Source organism: Kiloniella sp., from assembly GCF_048259265.1.
GTDB lineage: Bacteria > Pseudomonadota > Alphaproteobacteria > Kiloniellales > Kiloniellaceae > Kiloniella.
This window is the reverse complement of the sequence record NZ_JBLXHT010000002.1, coordinates 56,859-75,203: the sequence shown is the minus strand read 5'-3', so window position 1 is coordinate 75,203 and position 18,345 is coordinate 56,859. Positions and strand designations below refer to the sequence as shown.

Below are 18,345 nucleotides of genomic sequence, written 5' to 3'. Positions count from 1 at the left end.
TTCATGTCAGTTTTTGGAAGTTACCGTTTTAGGAGATTTTGGTAGTTATTAAAAGCTTATGACGCTTGGTCACACCGTCAGGTCATCCCATTGAGAATGACGCATGGCGAAAACCAGTTCATCCGTCCAGCAGCCCTTAATCCACTCATTCTCTATAAGATGGGCTTCTTGCTTTAACCCAAGTTTTTTCATTAAAGCGGCCGAAGCTTTGTTTCGCCCATCGCAACGCCCAACTATGCGATGTAATCCAAGATCCTCAAAACCATAACGCAAGATCTCTTTTGATGCCTCAAACCCGTAACCTTTTCCATGGAATTTTGGATTGAATACAAAACCAATCTCGCCTTGAGAAAAAGTAGCACTGGTTAAAATGAGAATAAGATCGCCGACAAAATCACCTGTTCTCTTTTCTTCTACAGCCAAGATTAACGTGTCATTGTCTTTGTTAAGACTATTCATCTCTAGCCGCTTATCAAGGGTTCTCCTTGTTTCGTCCAGGGTCTGTTCTTCTTCGTATAGATAACGAACAACATCCCCCTGATTTCGAAGTTTGTATAGAGAATCAAGATCATCGCTTTTAAAACGCCTCAGAATTAATCTCTCGGTTTCAATCTCAAGGTTATTGATATCAACAACCGAAATACTCGGAATGCTTTGCGACAAAGTCATTTATTACTCTCTAAGAACAAAATAAAGGGGGTGCCAATCAAGAAATTACAAAATAGGATTTTTATTAAAAAAATCAAGAACCTACACCTAACTCAAACAACAAAATCCTCATCAAGAAAAAACACAACTACTTGTTATAATTAATATATAACAATTTAATTGACGTTTACGTAAAATGCATAAATACTATCAAAATGACAAAAAGACGCTACTATACTATTACGGAACTCACCGCAGAATTTGGGATTACCACGCGTACTCTCAGGTTTTATGAGGATGAGAAACTTCTCAACCCCGAACGGCAAGCTCGGAAGCGTCTATATACACCAAGGGACAGAACACGATTAAAGCTCATTCTAAGAGGGAAGCGCCTGGGGTTTAGCTTGGCAGAAGTCAGAGAGATCATCGAAATGTATGATCATGCCCCAGGGGAGCGCGGACAACTCGAGAAACTACAGGGGCGCATCGCTGAACGACAGGCAGAGCTGGAACAAAAACAAAAAGACATTCTGGAAACTTTGGAAGAACTTAATCAGGTGAATAGCTCCGTTCAACAACGGCTCAATGAATTAAAATAAAAACCCGAGCTAAAATAAAAGAACACAGGGAAGAACCGATGACCAAAACACGCTTTGAACCTCGAAACCCGGACTACGCTGATCTCATTCGCGATAGCTACAACAATACAGGTTTCGGCAAAACACTTGGTGCAGAGTTAACCGTCATTGAACCTGGTTACGTCGAAATGGAGCTGCCATTTCGTCCCGAACTGTCCCAACATCATGGCTTCTTTCAAGGTGGGGTTATCGGTGCCCTTGCTGATTACGTGGGGGGTTATGCCACCTACACATTGATAGAAGAAAATGATTCAATTCTGACAGTAGAATACAAAATCAACATGATGGCACCCGGCGCAGGGAAAAAATTAATTGGTAAAGGCACCGTCCTCAGAGCAGGCAGACGTGTTACAATCGCCCGCATGGATGTTTACGCCCAGCAAAACGATGATTCAGAAGTCCATGTTGCCGCAGCTCAAGGCACCTTTATGCGTATGGAAAACAAGCCCGACGTCGCCGCGACAATTGCAAAAATTCAAAAATCTAAAACAGCAAACTAAGTTTCCTCACTGGAGATAAAAATCATGAGTACAGGCCATAACTTCCCTAGTCTAAACTTCAACCTCGGTGAAGAAATCGACATGTTGCGAGATAGCGTCAAAGCCTTTGCTGATGCAGAAATCGCCCCCCGTGCTGCCGAGATTGATGAAACCAACGAATTTCCCATGGACCTGTGGCGTAAAATGGGTGACATGGGACTATTGGGAATCACTGCCGATGAAAGCTATGGCGGCAGCGGTATGGGATACCTCGCCCATATTGTCACAATGGAAGAGCTCAGTCGTGCTTCAGCATCTGTTGCTCTATCCTATGGCGCCCATTCAAACCTCTGCGTTAATCAGATTAAACGTAACGGAACAGACGCGCAAAAGTCCAAGTACTTGCCCAAACTAATCACCGGCGAACACGTTGGTGCCTTGGCCATGTCGGAGCCCGGTGCTGGTTCTGACGTTGTTTCCATGCGCCTTAAGGCGGAAAAAAAGGGTGATCACTATGTTCTGAACGGGAACAAAATGTGGATTACCAACGGTCCTGATGCCGATACGTTGGTTGTTTATGCCAAAACTGATCCCGAAGCAGGGCCAAAAGGTATCACCGCTTTTATTATCGAAAAGGATTTCCCCGGTTTTTCTGTTGCCCAAAAGCTGGACAAACTTGGCATGCGTGGGTCAAACACCGGTGAACTTGTCTTTCAAGACTGTGACGTTCCGGAAGAAAATATTCTTGGCGACTTAAACGGTGGCGTACGCGTACTCATGTCCGGTCTGGACTATGAACGTGCGGTTTTATCTGGCGGCCCCTTGGGTATTATGTCCTCTTGCCTTGATATCATTGTCCCCTACATCCACGAGCGTAAACAATTTGGCAAAGCCATCGGTGAGTTCCAGCTGATGCAAGGTAAAATGGCTGATATCTACGCAACCTGGAACGCCTGTCGATCCTATGTATATGCCGTTGGGCAAGCCTGTGATCGTGGTGAGACAACACGAAAAGATGCGGCCGGTGCTATACTCTATTCCGCAGAAAAAGCCACATGGATGGCCGGCGAATCAATTCAGGTTCTGGGCGGCAATGGCTATATCAACGAATTTCCGACTGGCCGTTTATGGCGCGATGCCAAGCTCTATGAAATTGGCGCAGGTACCAGCGAAATCCGTAGATACCTTATCGGTCGGGAACTCTTTGGGGAGACAGCCTAATGTCTGTCATACGTTCTAAAATTTCGCCTAGATCAGAAGAATTCAAGGCCAATGCGGCTCATATGCAGGGGCTGGTAGATAATCTGAACAACATCTTGGCTGAAACAGCAAAAGGCGGCCCGGAAAAAGCACGCGAAAAGCACCTCTCTCGTGGAAAAATGCTTCCAAGAGAACGCGTTGAGGCTTTGCTGGATCCCGGCTCGCCTTTTTTAGAGATCTCACCGATAGCTGCCCATAACATGTACGATGCCAACATTGCCGCCGCAGGGGTTATTGCGGGCATTGGTTTAGTATCCGGTGTCGAATGTATGATTTTGGCAAACGATGCAACGGTCAAAGGTGGTACCTACTACCCCATGACCGTTAAAAAGCATCTGCGGGCTCAGGAAATTGCACAGGAAAACAGACTTCCCTGTATTTACCTTGTAGATTCAGGTGGCGCAAACCTTCCCAACCAAGACGAAGTTTTCCCTGATCGAGATCACTTTGGCCGGATATTCTATAATCAGGCCCAAATGTCTTCTATGGGCATCCCCCAAATCGCCGTTGTTATGGGATCCTGTACTGCTGGTGGCGCTTATGTCCCGGCTATGTCTGACGAAACAATTATCGTCAAGGAACAGGGGACAATTTTCTTGGGCGGTCCTCCCCTCGTAAAAGCAGCAACAGGCGAAATTGTCTCGGCCGAGGATCTTGGTGGCGCAGATGTTCATACTCGTCTGTCCGGTGTCGCGGACCATATGGCTGAAAATGATGCACATGCCCTGACCATCGCCCGGCATGTTGTTGACAATTTAAATTGGCAAAAACCCAATCAGCTCAATCTTTCCAAGCCTGAAGAGCCGCTCTATGATCCCAAGGAAATTTATGGTGTTGTCCCCAGTGACCTAAAAACACCCTATGATGTGCGCGAAGTCATTGCCCGCATTGTTGACGGATCTCGTTTTGACGAATTCAAAGCCCGTTACGGCACCAGTATCGTTTGCGGATTTTCACGCATATGGGGCTATCCTGTAGGTATCGTCGCAAACAATGGTATTCTTTTTTCTGAAAGCGCCCAAAAAGCAGCACACTTCATAGAGCTTTGTGCGCAACGAGGCATTCCCCTTGTTTTCCTACAGAACATTTCCGGCTTTATGATTGGCCGTAAGTACGAGACAGGCGGTATCGCAAAAGATGGAGCCAAGATGGTTACCGCTGTTGCGACAGCGAATGTGCCCAAATTCACCGTTCTGATCGGGGGAAGCTTTGGGGCTGGCAACTACGGTATGTGCGGCAGAGCTTATCAACCCCGCTTCTTATGGATGTGGCCGAATTCACGCATTTCGGTTATGGGCGGCGAACAGGCAGCATCAGTCATGTCCACACTTCGCCGTGATAATATCGAAGCAAAAGGTGGTAGTTGGTCAGCAGAGGAAGAAAAAGAATTTAAACAACCAATGCTCGACATGTTCGAAGAACAGAGTTCGCCTTATTACGCGTCTGCACGTCTTTGGGACGATGGCGTATTTGATCCCGCTCGAACGCGTCGGGTTCTAGCCCTTGGCTTGTCAGCTTCCCTTAATGCACCAATAGAAGACACCAAATTCGGTGTCTTCAGGATGTAATGATATGACCTATCAAACACTTGAAATAGAAATCAAATCATCTAATGCATGGGTTTGGATGAACCGCCCGGAAGTCCACAATGCGCTTGATGAAGTAATGATCGCAGAATTAACCCAGGCCTTTAATGAATTGGGTAAAAATCCTGACATAAGGGCAATTGTGCTGGGTGGCAGAGGTAAGAGCTTCAGTGCGGGTGCAGATCTCGGCTGGATGAAACGCGCAGCAAATTTTACAGAAGAAGAAAATCGGGTCGACGCGCTCAAGCTCGCCCACATGCTCAATACTATAGCAGAATGCCCTAAACCTGTTATCGCACGTGTACAGGGGGCCGCCTTTGGAGGCGGCGTAGGTCTTACAGCAGTGGCAGACATTGCAATTGCAGGGGAATACGCCAAATTTTGCTTGTCTGAAGTAAAGCTCGGGCTGGTTCCTGCGACTATTGCACCTTATGTGGTGGCTGCTATGGGAGAAAGACAAGCCCGACGGTACTTCCTGACCGCAGAAATTTTTAAATCGGATAAAGCAGCCGATATCGGCTTTGTTCATGAAAGCTGTCTTGATGAGAAACTGGACCAAACCATAGAAGACCTATTGTCATCTTTGGGTCTTGCGGCACCTGACGCCCTTCATGTGGCAAAGAAGCTTATTAAAACGGTTAGTCATCGACAACTCGACGATACCTTAATGAATGAAACAGCTGAACTCATCGCTCAACAACGGTTAAAGCCCGAGGGACGCGAAGGTCTCAGCGCTTTCTTCGAAAAACGCAAAGCTTATTGGGTCGCCTAAATCGGACTTGGATCAGGAAGAATTGAATGTTTAATAAAATCCTTATTGCAAACCGTGGTGAAATCGCCAGACGCATAATCAGGACTGCCCATTTAATGGGCGTAAAAACCGTTGCCGTCTATTCTGACGCCGACCGGAATGCGCCCTTTGTACAAGAAGCCGACGAAGCCGTCCATATAGGACCTCCGCCTCCTGCGGAAAGCTATCTCCTCGCAGATAGAATACTCGATGTAGCAAAGACAACAGAAGCTCAGGCCATTCACCCCGGCTATGGATTTCTTTCCGAGAATGCCAGCTTTGCCAACAATTGTGCTCAGAATGATATTGTCTTCATCGGCCCGCCAGCATCGTCAATTATCGACATGGGGGATAAATCAGCTTCCAAACGCCTGATGCGAGAAGCCGGTGTTCCTTTATCGCCGGGGTATGAGGAAGAAAACCAAGTCACGGATCAGCTTGTCGAGCATGCAAAGAAAATTGGCTACCCTGTAATGATCAAGGCCTCTGCTGGTGGTGGAGGTAAAGGCATGCGGATCGTGCACAAAGCTGAACAGTTTGAAGAAGCACTTGCATCTTGTCAGCGAGAATCAAAAGCAGCGTTTGGCGATGACCGTGTTTTAATTGAAAAATTCATCGAAAATCCGCGCCACGTAGAAATACAGGTTTTTGCTGATAATCATGGCAACACAATCCATCTGTTCGAACGTGATTGTTCTTCGCAACGCCGCCATCAAAAAGTTATCGAAGAGGCCCCCGCCCCCGGATTAAGTGATGAAACCCGCGATGCCATGCACAAAGCTGCGATCGCAGCTGCAGAAGCCGTTGGGTATCGCGGTGCGGGTACAGTTGAGTTTCTCCTCGCTCCCAATGGCGAATTCTATTTCATGGAAATGAATACGCGCCTGCAGGTAGAACACCCCGTTACCGAACTGATTACAGGGCTCGATCTTGTCGAATGGCAATTTCGTATCGCAGCCGGGGAACCTCTTCCAGCAAAGCAAAATGAAATCTCGCTATCCGGTCATGCTTTTGAAGCCCGGATTTATGCAGAAGATCCTGACAATGGTTTTCTCCCCGCTACAGGAAAGCTGGTTCGCCTGACATTTCCCACTGCCTCTGAAAACATTCGCATTGATGCAGGTGTCGAACAAGGCGGTATTGTCTCCCCACATTACGATCCGATGATCGCCAAACTAATTACATGGGATGAAACACGAGAAAAAGCACTGGACAGACTAAGTTCGGCCCTTAACGACACGCATATCGTCGGGCTTGAAACCAACGTCGCTTTCCTTAATCGACTTGCCAATGTGCCTCCTTTTAAAGCAGCCCAACTGGATACCGGTTTGATAGAAAGAGAACAGGAAAGCCTGTTCCCCGAGAAACCAACGGCTTCGGACCTCGCCTTAATCCTCGCATCTCTTGTGGAATTACAAGGACATACACCAAACATTCCTCAATCAGATCCTCATTCACCTTGGGGTTCCCAAGACGGATGGCGTTTAGGGGGCAGAGCACAAAAACGACTGCTCTTCATCGAAAATGATTTGGAGCATAACGTCGTTGCGACATATCACGCAGACGGTTACAGCCTCTTGATCAACAAAAAGGAATACATGGTTTCCGGTCAGGTGAACAATGATAGAGTGACCGTCACGGTAGATGGTAAAATAACCAAAGCTTCCGTTATCTGTCACGAATTGGAACGCCATATTTTCTTAGAAAATCAGCACTATCAGGTCCACCTGTTTGATCCATTGATTGCTGCCGAAAACTTGGAAGAAGATACTGGTGGCCTTCGTGCCCCAATGCCAGGAAAAATCATCAAAATATTTGCGTCCATTGACGACAAAGTAAATGCTGGTGATCCCTTGATGGTTCTCGAAGCCATGAAAATGGAACACACCATTGTTGCCCCAACCAAAGGCACAGTGAAAGCTTTTCTGGGGCAGGTAAATGATCAGGTCAACGAAGGTGATGTGCTGGTTGAACTAGATGGTGAGGCATAAAATGCAGCCTACTCTTCCTCTGAAAGTAAAGCTCGTCGAAGTCGGCCCGCGTGATGGACTGCAGAATGAAAAAACGCTTATCCCAGCCGAAGCAAAAATTGAGCTTATCAATCGTTTGTCAGATACTGGCCTATTAGCAATTGAGGCATCTGCTTTTGTTTCGCCCAAATGGGTGCCTCAAATGGCTGATGCAAATGAAGTCCTCTCTAGAATTACGCGCAAGCCTGATATTAGCTACCCTGTATTAACGCCAAACCTCAAAGGGTTTGAGCGGGCAGTTGAAGCTGGTGTAAAAGAGGTCGCTATTTTTGGTGCTGCTTCAGAAAGCTTCTCTCAGAAAAACATCAACTGCTCTATTCAGGAAAGCCTTGAGAGGTTTCAACCCGTTGTTCAAGCGGCTCAAGAAAAGAACATCAAAGTACGCGGTTATGTATCTTGCGTACTGGGGTGTCCCTACGAAGGTCAGATTGCGCCACAAAAAGTAGCTGACGTTGCCAAAGCTCTTTTTGAGATGGGCTGCTACGAAATCAGCCTTGGCGATACCATTGGCACCGGAACACCCCTTGCAACTCAACAAATGATCCAAACAGTTTCAAAGTCAGTTCCCGTGGCAAAACTTGCCGGACATTTTCATGACACCTATGGTCAGGCTTTGGCGAATATTTTTGCCGCTTGGCAGTGCGGTATTTCTGTTTTTGACGCCTCTATCGCAGGTCTTGGTGGGTGTCCTTATGCCCGTGGTGCGTCCGGCAATGTTGCGACCGAAGATGTGGCTTATATGTTTAATGGCATGTCCGTAGAAACCGGAATCAACATAGATAAGTTGGTAGAAACGGCTTGGTTCATCGCCGACAAATTAGACCGCAATCCAAATTCTAAAATCTCTTTGGTAATGCGAAACGAATAATTCCATCTCTTTGTATTACGTAATCAAATCTGACCTTTGACAAGAGGAAAAAAGTTATGAAATTATCTGGTCTTACAGCGCTGATCACTGGCGCAGGTTCCGGATTAGGCGAAGCCGTTGCAAGGCATTTAGCTTCAAAAGGTGTGCATTGTGGCCTCATGGATCTCAACGACGAAGGGGTTAACCGTGTCGCTGAGGATATTGATGCCACAGCTGTCACAGCCGATGTCACTGATCCGGATGCTGTTAAAGCAGCGGTCAAGATTATTGAAGATACGCTTGGTCCCTTACGCATTGTTGTAAACTGTGCTGGTATTGCTCCTGGGGCAAAACTTGTTGGTAGAGACGGCGCTCATGATCTGGATCTCTTCAAAAAGACAATCGACATCAATCTCGTTGGTGCATTTAACGTTATGCGTCTCGCCGCTGAACGCATGGTGCAATACGATGAGATTGATGGCGAGCGAGGTGTTATTATAAACACGGCTTCTATTGCTGCTTGGGAAGGCCAGATTGGTCAGGCAGCTTATGCTGCATCCAAAGGTGGGGTTGCTTCTTTGACCCTACCGCTTTCCAGAGAGCTGGCCCGAAACTCAATACGCGTCATGGCAATCGCACCCGGCATCATGGAAACCCCAATGATTGCCGGTATGCCCGACAAGGTAAAAGATGCTTTGATCGAAAAAAGCCTTCACCCAAAAAGACTGGGACAGCCAGAAGAATTTGCAGGTCTAGTTGCACACATTTGTGAAAATGCTTTCCTCAATGGCTCTACAATTCGCCTTGATGGTGCTGTCCGCCTTTCCTAAATCAAGAACACCAACAACTTTAACTGGGTAATACCCAGATCACAGTACTGGGAACAAAATCATGTCTAATCCAATCGTTATCGTTTCTGCAGCTCGCACCCCGATGGGGTCTTTTCAGGGCGCCTTATCCCCACTCTCAACCACGGATCTGGGTGCAGAGGCAATTAAAGCCGCTGTGTCCAGATCCGGTATTTCCGCTGAAGATATTCAGGAAGTGATGATGGGGTGTGTTCTTCCTGCAGGTCTGGGCCAAGCCCCGGCAAGACAGGCCGCAATCAAAGGCGGCCTTCCTCTGTCCGCTGGCTGTACAACGATCAACAAAGTCTGTGGCTCTGGTATGAAGACCGTGATGCTTGCACACGATGCAATTGCATCTGGAAGTGTTGACATTGTCGTAGCAGGTGGGATGGAAAGCATGACAAATGCACCCTACATCCTCCCCAAAGCGCGTGACGGCATGAGAATGGGGCATGGTACAGTTGTTGACCACATGTTCATGGATGGCTTGGAAGATGCTTATTTTGACAAAGGCGGGCTGATGGGCACCTTTGCCGAAGCAACCGCAGACAAATACAAAGCCACCCGCCAAGAGCAAGATGATTTTGCCATCGAAAGCCTCAACCGTGCCAAACAGGCAACAGAGGCAGGATACCTCAAAGACGAGATTGAACCACTAACAGTCAAAAATCGTAAAAACGAAACCATCGTTGAAAGCGATGAGCAACCATTTAAGGTTGATACAAATAAAATTCCAAATCTTCGCCCTGCTTTCCGCCCCGATGGAACAGTTACAGCCGCATCTTCATCTTCTATTTCCGATGGTGCAGCAGCCTTGATACTAATGCGTAAATCTGAGGCCGATAAAAGAGGTTTAAAACCTCTGGCATCGATCAAAGCTCATGCCACCCATTCTCAGGAACCTTGCTGGTTTACCACAGCACCAGTCGGCGCCATTGAAAAGGTTCAAGCCAAAGCAGGCTGGTCTACGAATGACGTAGACCTCTATGAAATTAACGAAGCTTTTGCCATTGTAACACTCGCTGCGATTAAAGATTTAAATCTCGATCCAGAAAAGGTCAACATCAACGGTGGGGCCTGTGCTTTGGGGCACCCGATTGGTGCGTCGGGCACCAGATTGATTGTCACATTGCTACATGCCCTAAAACGCACAGGCGGTTCAAAAGGGATCGCAAGTCTGTGCATTGGTGGCGGTGAAGCCACTGCTTTGGCGGTCGAACTTATTTAAACTCGTACAAGTCGATCCTCATAAAGAAGCTCAAGAAACCCGGTGTTTTGATTGTGTGGCACCGGGTTAATTATCTTTTATCATTATGCTTAAACACTTTACGAATAATTAAGTCTTATATACGACCATAGATAGCATCATGACCTAACAATTACATCATGAGTTAACATGGTTTGTTGTCACAATCCAACGAAAGACTGCGCTTTCATCTGCTTGATGGAAGTCTATGGCACAGCTGAAATCTCCGTCTTCGAAAGTCGGAGGTAATGATGCGTAGAGCAATAACCAAAAGTATCCTGATAATATTTACGTTATGTCTTTGCGCAGTAATAGTATTCACCTACATAGAAACACAGCGAACCCACCCAGTTCAAATGCAGCAAATGAGCCTGATGCTGCAAGACTTGAAAACAAACGAGACGCATATCAATGAAGAAATTCTAAAACAACGTCTGGGAACAAGAACAGATTACGGAAAATATGATCAAGCAGATCAAGCAATCGACCAGACCCTTAGAAACATAGAAAGCAGTCTGGATACAAAAAAGCTCAGTAATCCAGAGTTCCAAACCCTCTTCAGGGCATACAAGCGAAACCATATTCAACGAAAAAAAATCATAAAAATATTTAAAAATCAAAATGCACTATACAAAGATATTGAAGTCTTTTTCCCTAAAATACTATTCACGTTTTCAGAGAATTATTACGGCAGTGATAATACACAAGTCATCCAGAAAGACCTAATTAACCTGATTACACTCGTGAATAATAAAAAAACACATAATCATGCAGAAATCAGAGTTGGTCTATCCAAACTGATAGATAACCTAAACAAGCTTTCTGCAGACCTTGATAACGTAGAAAATAACGAGCTGAAAAGCATTATTAACTATGCAGAACAGCTAATTACGCTAGATAGAGACCTTTCCGTACTCATAAAGGATCTTACGGATTCAAAGAATTTTGCTATATTGGGCATACTGATTGAAAAACAAAATAATCAGTTCAGCACCTATTATCAGGATGCCGAAAACAATACACGCATAATGCTCGCGAGCACATGCCTTTTGGCTCTGGGTATTGCCATAGCCTTTATCATCCTTTTTAAAACCACCAAATCACTTAATAAAGCCAAAGAAAACTTGGAAGTCCGGGTCCAAGAACGTACTGCTGAACTGGAAAACGCCAAACATCAAGCTGAAGCTGCAAACTTGGCAAAATCAAGGTTCCTTGCTTCTATGAGCCATGAAATACGTACTCCTATGAACGGGGTTCTCGGTATGGTCAGCTCTTTACTGAGTAGCAAGCTGACAAGCGAGCAGCACAACAGCGTCTTTACGATAAAAGAATCAGGTGAATCGCTGCTTTCTCTCCTGAATGACATACTCGATCTATCAAAAATTGAAGCTGAAAAAATTGAATTGGAAAAAATAGATTTCTCGTTAAATCGTTTACTGGACACAACCGAAGCACTTTGGGAATCAAGGGCAAGAGCAAAAAACCTGAGGTTTCAAATACTAAACTCACCCATGAATACAGATATTATCAAAAGTGATCCCGGGCGTATAAAACAAATTATTTATAACCTTATTGGAAATGCTATTAAATTCACCCACACGGGTAAGATCTCTATTATTATTGAGCAAATGGAAACTATTGGTAACAAAATAAAGTTGCGATTTGAAATTGAAGATACTGGCGAAGGCATTTCTTTGGAAAATCAAGAAAACCTTTTTAAGGTCTTTTCTCAGGCAGACTCTTCCACAACTCGAAGATTTGGCGGTACGGGTCTGGGGTTAGCTATTTGCAAACAGCTCACACATTTAATGGGCGGCGAGATCGGGGTCGAAAGCGTCGATGGCATAGGATCAACCTTTTGGTTCACAATCCTTGTGGAAAAAGGAGATGAGCAAAAAGTTAGGGAAGAAGAGGAAGCCGAACGAGCTAGAGATCATGTTCCTGAATATATAGGAAAAACCATCAAGATATTAGTGGCTGAGGATAATTTGATAAATCAAAAAGTGATTCAGTCGCTACTCAAATCATTAAATTGTAAATTACATATCGTTAATAACGGTATAGAAGCTTACATGATTGTTCAAAAACAAGAATTCGATGTTATTTTAATGGATGTCCAGATGCCACAAATGGACGGACCAACAGCCACAAAACGAATTCGTAATCTTCCTGCCCCGACATCAGACATTCCAATCATTGCTTTGACTGCAAATGCCATGAAGGGTGATCGCGAATTCTACCTCGCCTCTGGAATGGATGATTACGTCTCAAAACCAATTGATCGAAAGGCTTTGATTGGTGCTATATCAAGATGGGTGAGCGCCGCACATATTGATAAACCAAGTCCATCATCAGCTAAATCGACCGAACAACCAGCCAAACTTAGCCAAGATGCCGAAGATGAAATCAAAAAGCTACAAAGCGACTTGGATAATATTCTACCCTAAATATTTCCTTAAATATTTTTATGCACTGGTGATCGGTCGGTCGTCATGAATAACCTTACCATCGTTGGGTAACGTTCCAATCTCTGTGTAGGTCACTTCCCCACGTAGCCGGCATTCAGATCGAATGCTTTCCTCTAACCTTTCACGTAAACTTTCACGATCACAATCACTTGTGATCTCGCAATGTAAAGCCATGTTGTCACGTCCTGCATTCTCACTAACTTCCAAACGTGCTTTTACAACTTCGTCATGTTTTTCAACAATCCGTGCGATCTGTTCGGGATGAATAAACATGCCTCGTACCTTTGTTGTCTGATCGGCACGCCCCATCCAGCCCTTAATTCGACGATTTGTCCGCCCACAGGGACTCTGACCTGGCATTAACGCTGACAAGTCCCCTGTTGCAAAACGTATGAGTGGATAGTTCGGATTAAAACAAGTTACAATCACTTCGCCAACCTCCCCCTCTGCCACAAGGTTACCTGTACCCGGACGTACAATCTCAACGATTACATCTTCGTCAAGAATCATTCCCTCAAGGTTTTCGCTTTCGTAAGCAATCAGGCCGACGTCTGCTGTTGCATAACACTGTCTTACATGAATATTTCGACTTTCGTAATATCGCCTTAAATCAGGGAATAACGGTCCACCAGTTACCAGCGCACGTTTTATCGAAGATATCGGCGTTTCCAATGCATCAGCTTTTTCAAGTATGATTTTTAAAAAATCAGGCGTCCCCATATAGGTATCGGCTTGGAACCGATTAATTGCCTGTACTTGGCTTTCTGTTTGTCCGACACCCCCGGGAAAAACTGCACAACCTAATGTACGGGCAGCAAAATCAAACATGATCCCGGCAGGCGTGAAATGATACGCAAAGCAATTATGGGCAACACCACCTTTACGTAAACCGACGGCGTGTAAAGCACGAGCAACACGCCAGATATCACCGTCAACCCCTTGTGGCTCGACAATAGGCCCTGGAGATAGGAACAGACGTGCCATCTCACCCGCAGAAACTTGTCCTAACCCACCAAAAGGAGACGCATCACTTTGCATCTCTATCAAATCTGATTTGCGGACAACAGGCAGCGCTGCCAGATCTGTTATAGAACTTATTTGATCCGGCTCAATATCGGCAAGTGTCTTACGATAATATGGAGCCTTTTCTTTTGCCTCAGAAAGGCACCTTTGCAGCTTTTGTAACTGATCATTTTCCCGTTCATTCTGGCTACGAGTTTCCTTATGATCAAAATAATCAGTCATTAAAAGCAATCCAATTCACGGCATTCATCAGGTTTAAAAGTAAAGCACAGAGACAATAAGGCTGTTACAGCCAGCGTTTACGTCGTTTGAAAGATTTGATATTTTTAAATGACTTACGTTCGCTACCGCCACCGCCGAGATAAAACTCTTTGACGTCTTCATTGTTCATTAATTCTTCTGCGGTTCCATCAAGAACAATTTTACCGTTCTCCATGATATACCCATAATCCGCAGCCCGAAGCGCCATATTGGCGTTCTGCTCAACGAGGAGAACACTAATCCCAAGCTCTTCATTCATGCGCTTGATAATACCAAAAACTTCCTTTACCAGAAGCGGCGAAAGCCCCATGGAAGGTTCATCCATCATAATAAGATCCGGACGGGCCATAAGGGCGCGTCCGATCGCCAGCATTTGTTGTTCTCCACCAGAAAGATATCCGGCAAGCCCTGTTCTTTCTTTTAAGCGTGGAAAATAGGCAAATACCTTTTCCATGTCTTCGGCGACATTTTTTTGTGGCTGGGTAAAGGCACCAAGACGAAGATTTTCGATCACCGTCATATCCTGGACAATGCCACGGCCTTCCATCACCAAAAACGTCCCGTTACGCACGCGCTGTTCTGGCGACGTTTGAGTAATATTCATGCCATTATAAACAATATCACCGCGACTGACTTCACCGTCTTCGGATCCCAGCAGCCCGGCGATGGCCTTAAGCGTCGTAGATTTTCCGGCCCCGTTTGCCCCCAATAGCGCGGTAATTTTCCCGCGTTCAGCCGTCAGGTTCAATCCTCTGAGCACCAGAATAACGTCATTGAAGACCACTTCAACATTATTAACGGCCAGAATGATTTCATCCTGAGTTTGGTTTTGAAGTTGAGATACAGAACTCATAGGGGAGATCCTTAGATAAAGGCCAGATTTGTAAAATAACATGTAAAGAAAAGGTCAGGTCTGATCAAAGACAGACCTGACCTAATTTACGATTAGTAACCAACCCAATCGTCACGACGCGGCAGTGTCATTTCAGCAATCCGCTCAATGTTCACAGCACCGTCTTCGAAAGATCCTTTATTAATGGATACAACAGTACTTCCACGGTGATCTTCAGGGGACCAGCTTGATGGCAGGCAAACGCCCTCAAGGCCTTTAGGTGTCCAGTTTTGGTTCACATACATCCCTTTTTTGATGTTTTCACCCGTTAGACCACCATTCGCCTTTGCCCACTCCATTGCTTCTTTCATGTAATAAGCCGAGCAAACGCCACGGATATAGTGATGTGTTGGCTTGGCGTCTTTGGAAAAGCCACTATCATCTGCAATTTTATAAACAAGCGCCATACCATCAGCAGCGGCATCCCAGAAAGGTGTTGCTGTCGGGAAGACATAGTCTTTTGCTTCTGCAGCTTGAATAGTCAGATAATCACCAGCCCAGACATTCCCCATATAAGTCACATCAGCGCCAACTGTGTTACAGGATTTAAGAAGAGAAATTACAGAGCCACCAAGATTACCAATATAGGCATAGTTAGCACCTGATTCTTTAATGGTCAGGCATTGTGCTTTAAAATCACCGGGGCCAAGTGGCACGACAACAGGCGGCAGGACTTCAAGTCCTAATTCTGTCGCGTATTCTGCACAACCTTCTTTTGGTGCATTCGGATAGGGATGATTATCCCCTGTATGCACAAATTTTGGATCGGAAATCCCCTTTTCCTTGGCATCACCTGCCGCCCACTGAACTAGAGCACGACATGCATCTGTATAGGAAGGGCCATAAAAGAAGTTGTATGGCGCAGGCTTCTTCGTCTTCGGGTTTTTACCCGTCGGATCAGTCAAGTGACCGGAATATGATGCGGACCAAACAGGAACCTGATCTTTTGCTACAAACGAGATCAAAGCTTCGGTATCACCCGTACCCCAGCCTTGTAATGCGATCATACCTTTTGATTTCCACTTTTTGTAGTTCGCAATTGCTTGCGGAACTTTGTAAGCATAATCAATGGTTTCCATTTCGATTTTAGTACCATCAATTCCCCCAGTTGAATTGATGTAGTCAACGGCATCACGTACGCCCGGACCATAGAACTTACTTACAAACGATGTTGGACCTGTGTAATCAACAAGATGACCAACAAATACTGAATCTTCTGCCAAGGCTGAGCTACTAGCTGCCGTCAGGGCAAGTGTTGCGGCGAGAATACGCTGCTTCATGTCTTTCTCCCTTTTGGCGGCATCATTATTATATTTCCACCCCGGCCGCCGCGGAATGAATGCCTCTCTCTTAGTGAGAGAATGGATAAAGCTTCCAACTGGCCCGAATAAGACGCCAGCGATGAATAAGTCCTTCTGGTTCAAAGATAAGGAACAGAATAATCACTGCGCCAACGGACATTTCTTTGATATAGGCTTTGCTTTGTTCGATGCCTTCAAAAACCACTGCTGCACTACTGGCGATCTCTTCCATAAATTGTGGCAGCAGCAGAATGAAAATAGCACCAAGCAGCGATCCTGAAACTGATCCCAAACCACCGATAATGATCATGGCTAGGAATTGGATAGACAACAGGATCGTAAACCCTTCGACTGAAACATATTGCAGATAATGGGCATAGAGTGCGCCACCAAGCCCAGCAAAGAAACTGGAAACACCAAATGACATAATCCGGTAACGGGTCAAGTTAATGCCCATAATTTCAGCAGACAGATAATGATCCCGAACCGCGACCAGTGCGCGACCATCTCTGGAACGGCGAAGGTTACTTACTGCGAGAAAAGAGACAACAACCCAGAACAGGACCAGGTAAAAATATTTCTGATCGGTATCAAGGTCGATACCCAGAAAATTCACAACCTCGGCAGCAGAACCGTACGCCCCGCCAGAGAACCAATCTGCACGAGAAAAGAAATCTTGCAGAATGAACTGGGATGCCAACGTAGCAATAGCCAGATAAAGCCCCTTGAGACGAGCAGCAGGGATACCAAATATCATCCCAATCGCGGTCGTCATTAACCCCGCGAGCGGAATACAAATAAACACAGGTATCCCTGTTGTATTATTCAACCAAGCTGAAGCAAAAGCACCAAACCCAAAGAAGGCTGAATGCCCAAGGGAAATTTGCCCGGTAAAACCAACAAGAACATTCAAACCAAGGGCTGCTATTGCATAAATGCCGATTAGAATCATCTGGCTGATATAAAAATCATTAAACACCAACGGTGCAAACAGCAGAGCAAAAATCCCGAGGTAAACGGCATAGCCTTCTACTTTAGTACGAAATAACGATGTATCGTCGCTGTATGTGGTTCTGAAATCACCACAAGGGCGCGGATGAGGAACATGTGACATAACTTAACCGCTCCCTTTCTTAGATGCGTTCGATATCTTTGGTGCCGAAAAGACCATAGGGCCTTATCATTAAGATAATGATCAGCACATAAAACGGAGCAACGGTATACATGTTGCCGATGTGTAAGAATTGGCCATCAAAAAACTCTGCCAAATTTTCCAGAAGCCCAATGATGACCCCCCCGATGACGGCACCAACAATTGAATCAAGCCCGCCAACGATGACTGCCGGGAAAACCTTAATGCCGATAATCGCCAATGAGTTTGAAACAGCATTCACAAGCCCCAGAACAACTCCGGCGATACAGGACACCAGCGCAGAGATAGCCCAAGCCATAGCAAAAACCTGTTTAACTGATATACCTAATGATTGGGCAACCTGCTGATTATAGGCAGTTGCGCGCATGGCCAATCCATAGCGAGAGAACTTGAAGAAGTAGTAGAATAATCCCATGACGACGAGAGAAAGCACCAGCGACATGAGATAAGCTGTCTCAACCTGAAGCCCGCCTATCGATATGGTTTCATCGCCGAAGACAGAAGGAAAGCGCTCTGCTGAATTACCAAAGACCCAGTTCATAAGCGCCTGCATGAAAATGGACAATCCAATAGTTACCATGATCACAGAGATAATCGGCTCCCCGATGAGTGGGCGCAAGATAACCATCTGAACAAGGATACCAAAGACGGTCATGAATCCCATGGCAAACAAGAAGGCCACAACAAAGGGTAACTGCCATTTCATGACAAAAAACCAACAAACCCATGCACCAAGAACAAGAAACTCACCTTGGGCAAAATTAACAACCTGTGTGGACTTGTAAATCAGAACAAAACACATGGCGACAACGCCATATAACAGGCCGACAATGATACCATTGATCATTAGTTGGAATAAAAGATCCCAATTCATC

16 protein-coding genes are annotated in these 18,345 nt (G+C 45.6%); 10 read left to right on the top strand and 6 right to left on the bottom strand.

Annotated elements, in window-relative coordinates; all coding sequences use genetic code 11:
- Positions 1 to 69 precede the first annotated feature (69 nt).
- Positions 70 to 669, bottom strand: coding sequence for a GNAT family N-acetyltransferase (locus ACN0QW_RS03580; protein ID WP_299374663.1), 600 nt, complete (start codon positions 667 to 669; stop codon positions 70 to 72).
- Positions 670 to 863: 194 nt separating this feature from the next.
- On the opposite strand from ACN0QW_RS03580, the gene ACN0QW_RS03575 reads away from it, so the two are divergent.
- The 10 genes from ACN0QW_RS03575 to ACN0QW_RS03530 all read left to right on the top strand — a co-directional run bounded on the left by ACN0QW_RS03575 (position 864) and on the right by ACN0QW_RS03530 (position 12,819).
- Positions 864 to 1,247, top strand: a complete 384-nt coding sequence (locus ACN0QW_RS03575) for a MerR family transcriptional regulator (RefSeq protein ID WP_085904625.1) — start codon at positions 864 to 866, stop codon at positions 1,245 to 1,247.
- Between the two features lie 38 nt (positions 1,248 to 1,285).
- Complete coding sequence (locus ACN0QW_RS03570) at positions 1,286 to 1,786, top strand: PaaI family thioesterase (protein ID WP_417428835.1); 501 nt, start codon at positions 1,286 to 1,288, stop codon at positions 1,784 to 1,786.
- Between the two features lie 24 nt (positions 1,787 to 1,810).
- On the top strand, positions 1,811 to 2,986 hold the full coding sequence (locus ACN0QW_RS03565) for an isovaleryl-CoA dehydrogenase (protein WP_417428833.1): 1,176 nt from the start codon (positions 1,811 to 1,813) through the stop codon (positions 2,984 to 2,986).
- Positions 2,986 to 4,593 (top strand): carboxyl transferase domain-containing protein, encoded by a 1,608-nt coding sequence (locus tag ACN0QW_RS03560; RefSeq protein WP_299374651.1) that lies wholly within the window; start codon positions 2,986 to 2,988, stop codon positions 4,591 to 4,593. Before ACN0QW_RS03565 ends, ACN0QW_RS03560 begins: the two co-directional genes overlap by 1 nt.
- A 4-nt stretch (positions 4,594 to 4,597) precedes the next feature.
- Positions 4,598 to 5,383: an enoyl-CoA hydratase/isomerase family protein gene (locus ACN0QW_RS03555; protein WP_299374648.1), complete on the top strand. Its 786-nt coding sequence runs from the start codon at positions 4,598 to 4,600 to the stop codon at positions 5,381 to 5,383.
- Positions 5,384 to 5,409: 26 nt separating this feature from the next.
- A complete protein-coding gene (locus ACN0QW_RS03550) occupies positions 5,410 to 7,392 on the top strand; it encodes an acetyl/propionyl/methylcrotonyl-CoA carboxylase subunit alpha (protein WP_417428830.1) in 1,983 nt (660 codons plus the stop codon).
- Between the two features lies 1 nt (position 7,393).
- On the top strand, positions 7,394 to 8,299 hold the full coding sequence (locus ACN0QW_RS03545; protein ID WP_417428828.1) for a hydroxymethylglutaryl-CoA lyase: 906 nt from the start codon (positions 7,394 to 7,396) through the stop codon (positions 8,297 to 8,299).
- A 56-nt stretch (positions 8,300 to 8,355) separates the two neighbouring features.
- The gene (locus ACN0QW_RS03540) at positions 8,356 to 9,108 is read left to right on the top strand and encodes an SDR family NAD(P)-dependent oxidoreductase (RefSeq protein WP_417428826.1); all 753 of its coding nucleotides are present in this window, start codon (positions 8,356 to 8,358) and stop codon (positions 9,106 to 9,108) included.
- 61 nt (positions 9,109 to 9,169) lie between these two features.
- A complete protein-coding gene (locus tag ACN0QW_RS03535; protein WP_417428824.1) occupies positions 9,170 to 10,354 on the top strand; it encodes an acetyl-CoA C-acyltransferase in 1,185 nt (394 codons plus the stop codon).
- A 266-nt stretch (positions 10,355 to 10,620) separates the two neighbouring features.
- Positions 10,621 to 12,819, top strand: coding sequence for an ATP-binding protein (locus ACN0QW_RS03530; protein ID WP_417428822.1), 2,199 nt, complete (start codon positions 10,621 to 10,623; stop codon positions 12,817 to 12,819).
- Between the two features lie 18 nt (positions 12,820 to 12,837).
- Here the strand turns inward: ACN0QW_RS03530 and ACN0QW_RS03525 are convergent, their stop codons facing one another.
- The 5 genes from ACN0QW_RS03525 to ACN0QW_RS03505 form a co-directional block, all read right to left on the bottom strand.
- Positions 12,838 to 14,085: a phenylacetate--CoA ligase family protein gene (locus ACN0QW_RS03525; RefSeq protein ID WP_417428820.1), complete on the bottom strand. Its 1,248-nt coding sequence runs from the start codon at positions 14,083 to 14,085 to the stop codon at positions 12,838 to 12,840.
- A 64-nt stretch (positions 14,086 to 14,149) separates the two neighbouring features.
- Positions 14,150 to 14,977 (bottom strand): ABC transporter ATP-binding protein, encoded by an 828-nt coding sequence (locus tag ACN0QW_RS03520; protein WP_417428818.1) that lies wholly within the window; start codon positions 14,975 to 14,977, stop codon positions 14,150 to 14,152.
- Between the two features lie 92 nt (positions 14,978 to 15,069).
- The gene (locus ACN0QW_RS03515) at positions 15,070 to 16,296 is read right to left on the bottom strand and encodes an ABC transporter substrate-binding protein (protein WP_417428816.1); all 1,227 of its coding nucleotides are present in this window, start codon (positions 16,294 to 16,296) and stop codon (positions 15,070 to 15,072) included.
- 70 nt (positions 16,297 to 16,366) lie between these two features.
- Positions 16,367 to 17,431 carry a branched-chain amino acid ABC transporter permease gene (locus tag ACN0QW_RS03510; RefSeq protein WP_299374616.1) on the bottom strand — a complete coding sequence of 355 codons (1,065 nt, stop codon included), beginning with the start codon at positions 17,429 to 17,431 and terminating at the stop codon, positions 16,367 to 16,369.
- A gap of 19 nt (positions 17,432 to 17,450) precedes the next feature.
- The gene (locus ACN0QW_RS03505; protein WP_417428814.1) at positions 17,451 to 18,344 is read right to left on the bottom strand and encodes a branched-chain amino acid ABC transporter permease; all 894 of its coding nucleotides are present in this window, start codon (positions 18,342 to 18,344) and stop codon (positions 17,451 to 17,453) included.
- Position 18,345 lies beyond the last annotated feature (1 nt).

Bases quoted from the DNA above. Each gene is read 5' to 3' on its own strand.
- ACN0QW_RS03580 (WP_299374663.1), bottom strand. From the start codon at position 669: ATGACTTTGTCGCAAAGCATTCCGAGTATTTCGGTTGTTGATATCAAT.
- ACN0QW_RS03575 (WP_085904625.1), top strand. From the start codon at position 864: ATGACAAAAAGACGCTACTATACTATTACGGAACTCACCGCAGAATTT.
- ACN0QW_RS03570 (WP_417428835.1), top strand. From the start codon at position 1,286: ATGACCAAAACACGCTTTGAACCTCGAAACCCGGACTACGCTGATCTC.
- ACN0QW_RS03565 (WP_417428833.1), top strand. From the start codon at position 1,811: ATGAGTACAGGCCATAACTTCCCTAGTCTAAACTTCAACCTCGGTGAA.
- ACN0QW_RS03560 (WP_299374651.1), top strand. From the start codon at position 2,986: ATGTCTGTCATACGTTCTAAAATTTCGCCTAGATCAGAAGAATTCAAG.
- ACN0QW_RS03555 (WP_299374648.1), top strand. From the start codon at position 4,598: ATGACCTATCAAACACTTGAAATAGAAATCAAATCATCTAATGCATGG.
- ACN0QW_RS03550 (WP_417428830.1), top strand. From the start codon at position 5,410: ATGTTTAATAAAATCCTTATTGCAAACCGTGGTGAAATCGCCAGACGC.
- ACN0QW_RS03545 (WP_417428828.1), top strand. From the start codon at position 7,394: ATGCAGCCTACTCTTCCTCTGAAAGTAAAGCTCGTCGAAGTCGGCCCG.
- ACN0QW_RS03540 (WP_417428826.1), top strand. From the start codon at position 8,356: ATGAAATTATCTGGTCTTACAGCGCTGATCACTGGCGCAGGTTCCGGA.
- ACN0QW_RS03535 (WP_417428824.1), top strand. From the start codon at position 9,170: ATGTCTAATCCAATCGTTATCGTTTCTGCAGCTCGCACCCCGATGGGG.
- ACN0QW_RS03530 (WP_417428822.1), top strand. From the start codon at position 10,621: ATGATGCGTAGAGCAATAACCAAAAGTATCCTGATAATATTTACGTTA.
- ACN0QW_RS03525 (WP_417428820.1), bottom strand. From the start codon at position 14,085: ATGACTGATTATTTTGATCATAAGGAAACTCGTAGCCAGAATGAACGG.
- ACN0QW_RS03520 (WP_417428818.1), bottom strand. From the start codon at position 14,977: ATGAGTTCTGTATCTCAACTTCAAAACCAAACTCAGGATGAAATCATT.
- ACN0QW_RS03515 (WP_417428816.1), bottom strand. From the start codon at position 16,296: ATGAAGCAGCGTATTCTCGCCGCAACACTTGCCCTGACGGCAGCTAGT.
- ACN0QW_RS03510 (WP_299374616.1), bottom strand. From the start codon at position 17,431: ATGTCACATGTTCCTCATCCGCGCCCTTGTGGTGATTTCAGAACCACA.
- ACN0QW_RS03505 (WP_417428814.1), bottom strand. From the start codon at position 18,344: ATGAATTGGGATCTTTTATTCCAACTAATGATCAATGGTATCATTGTC.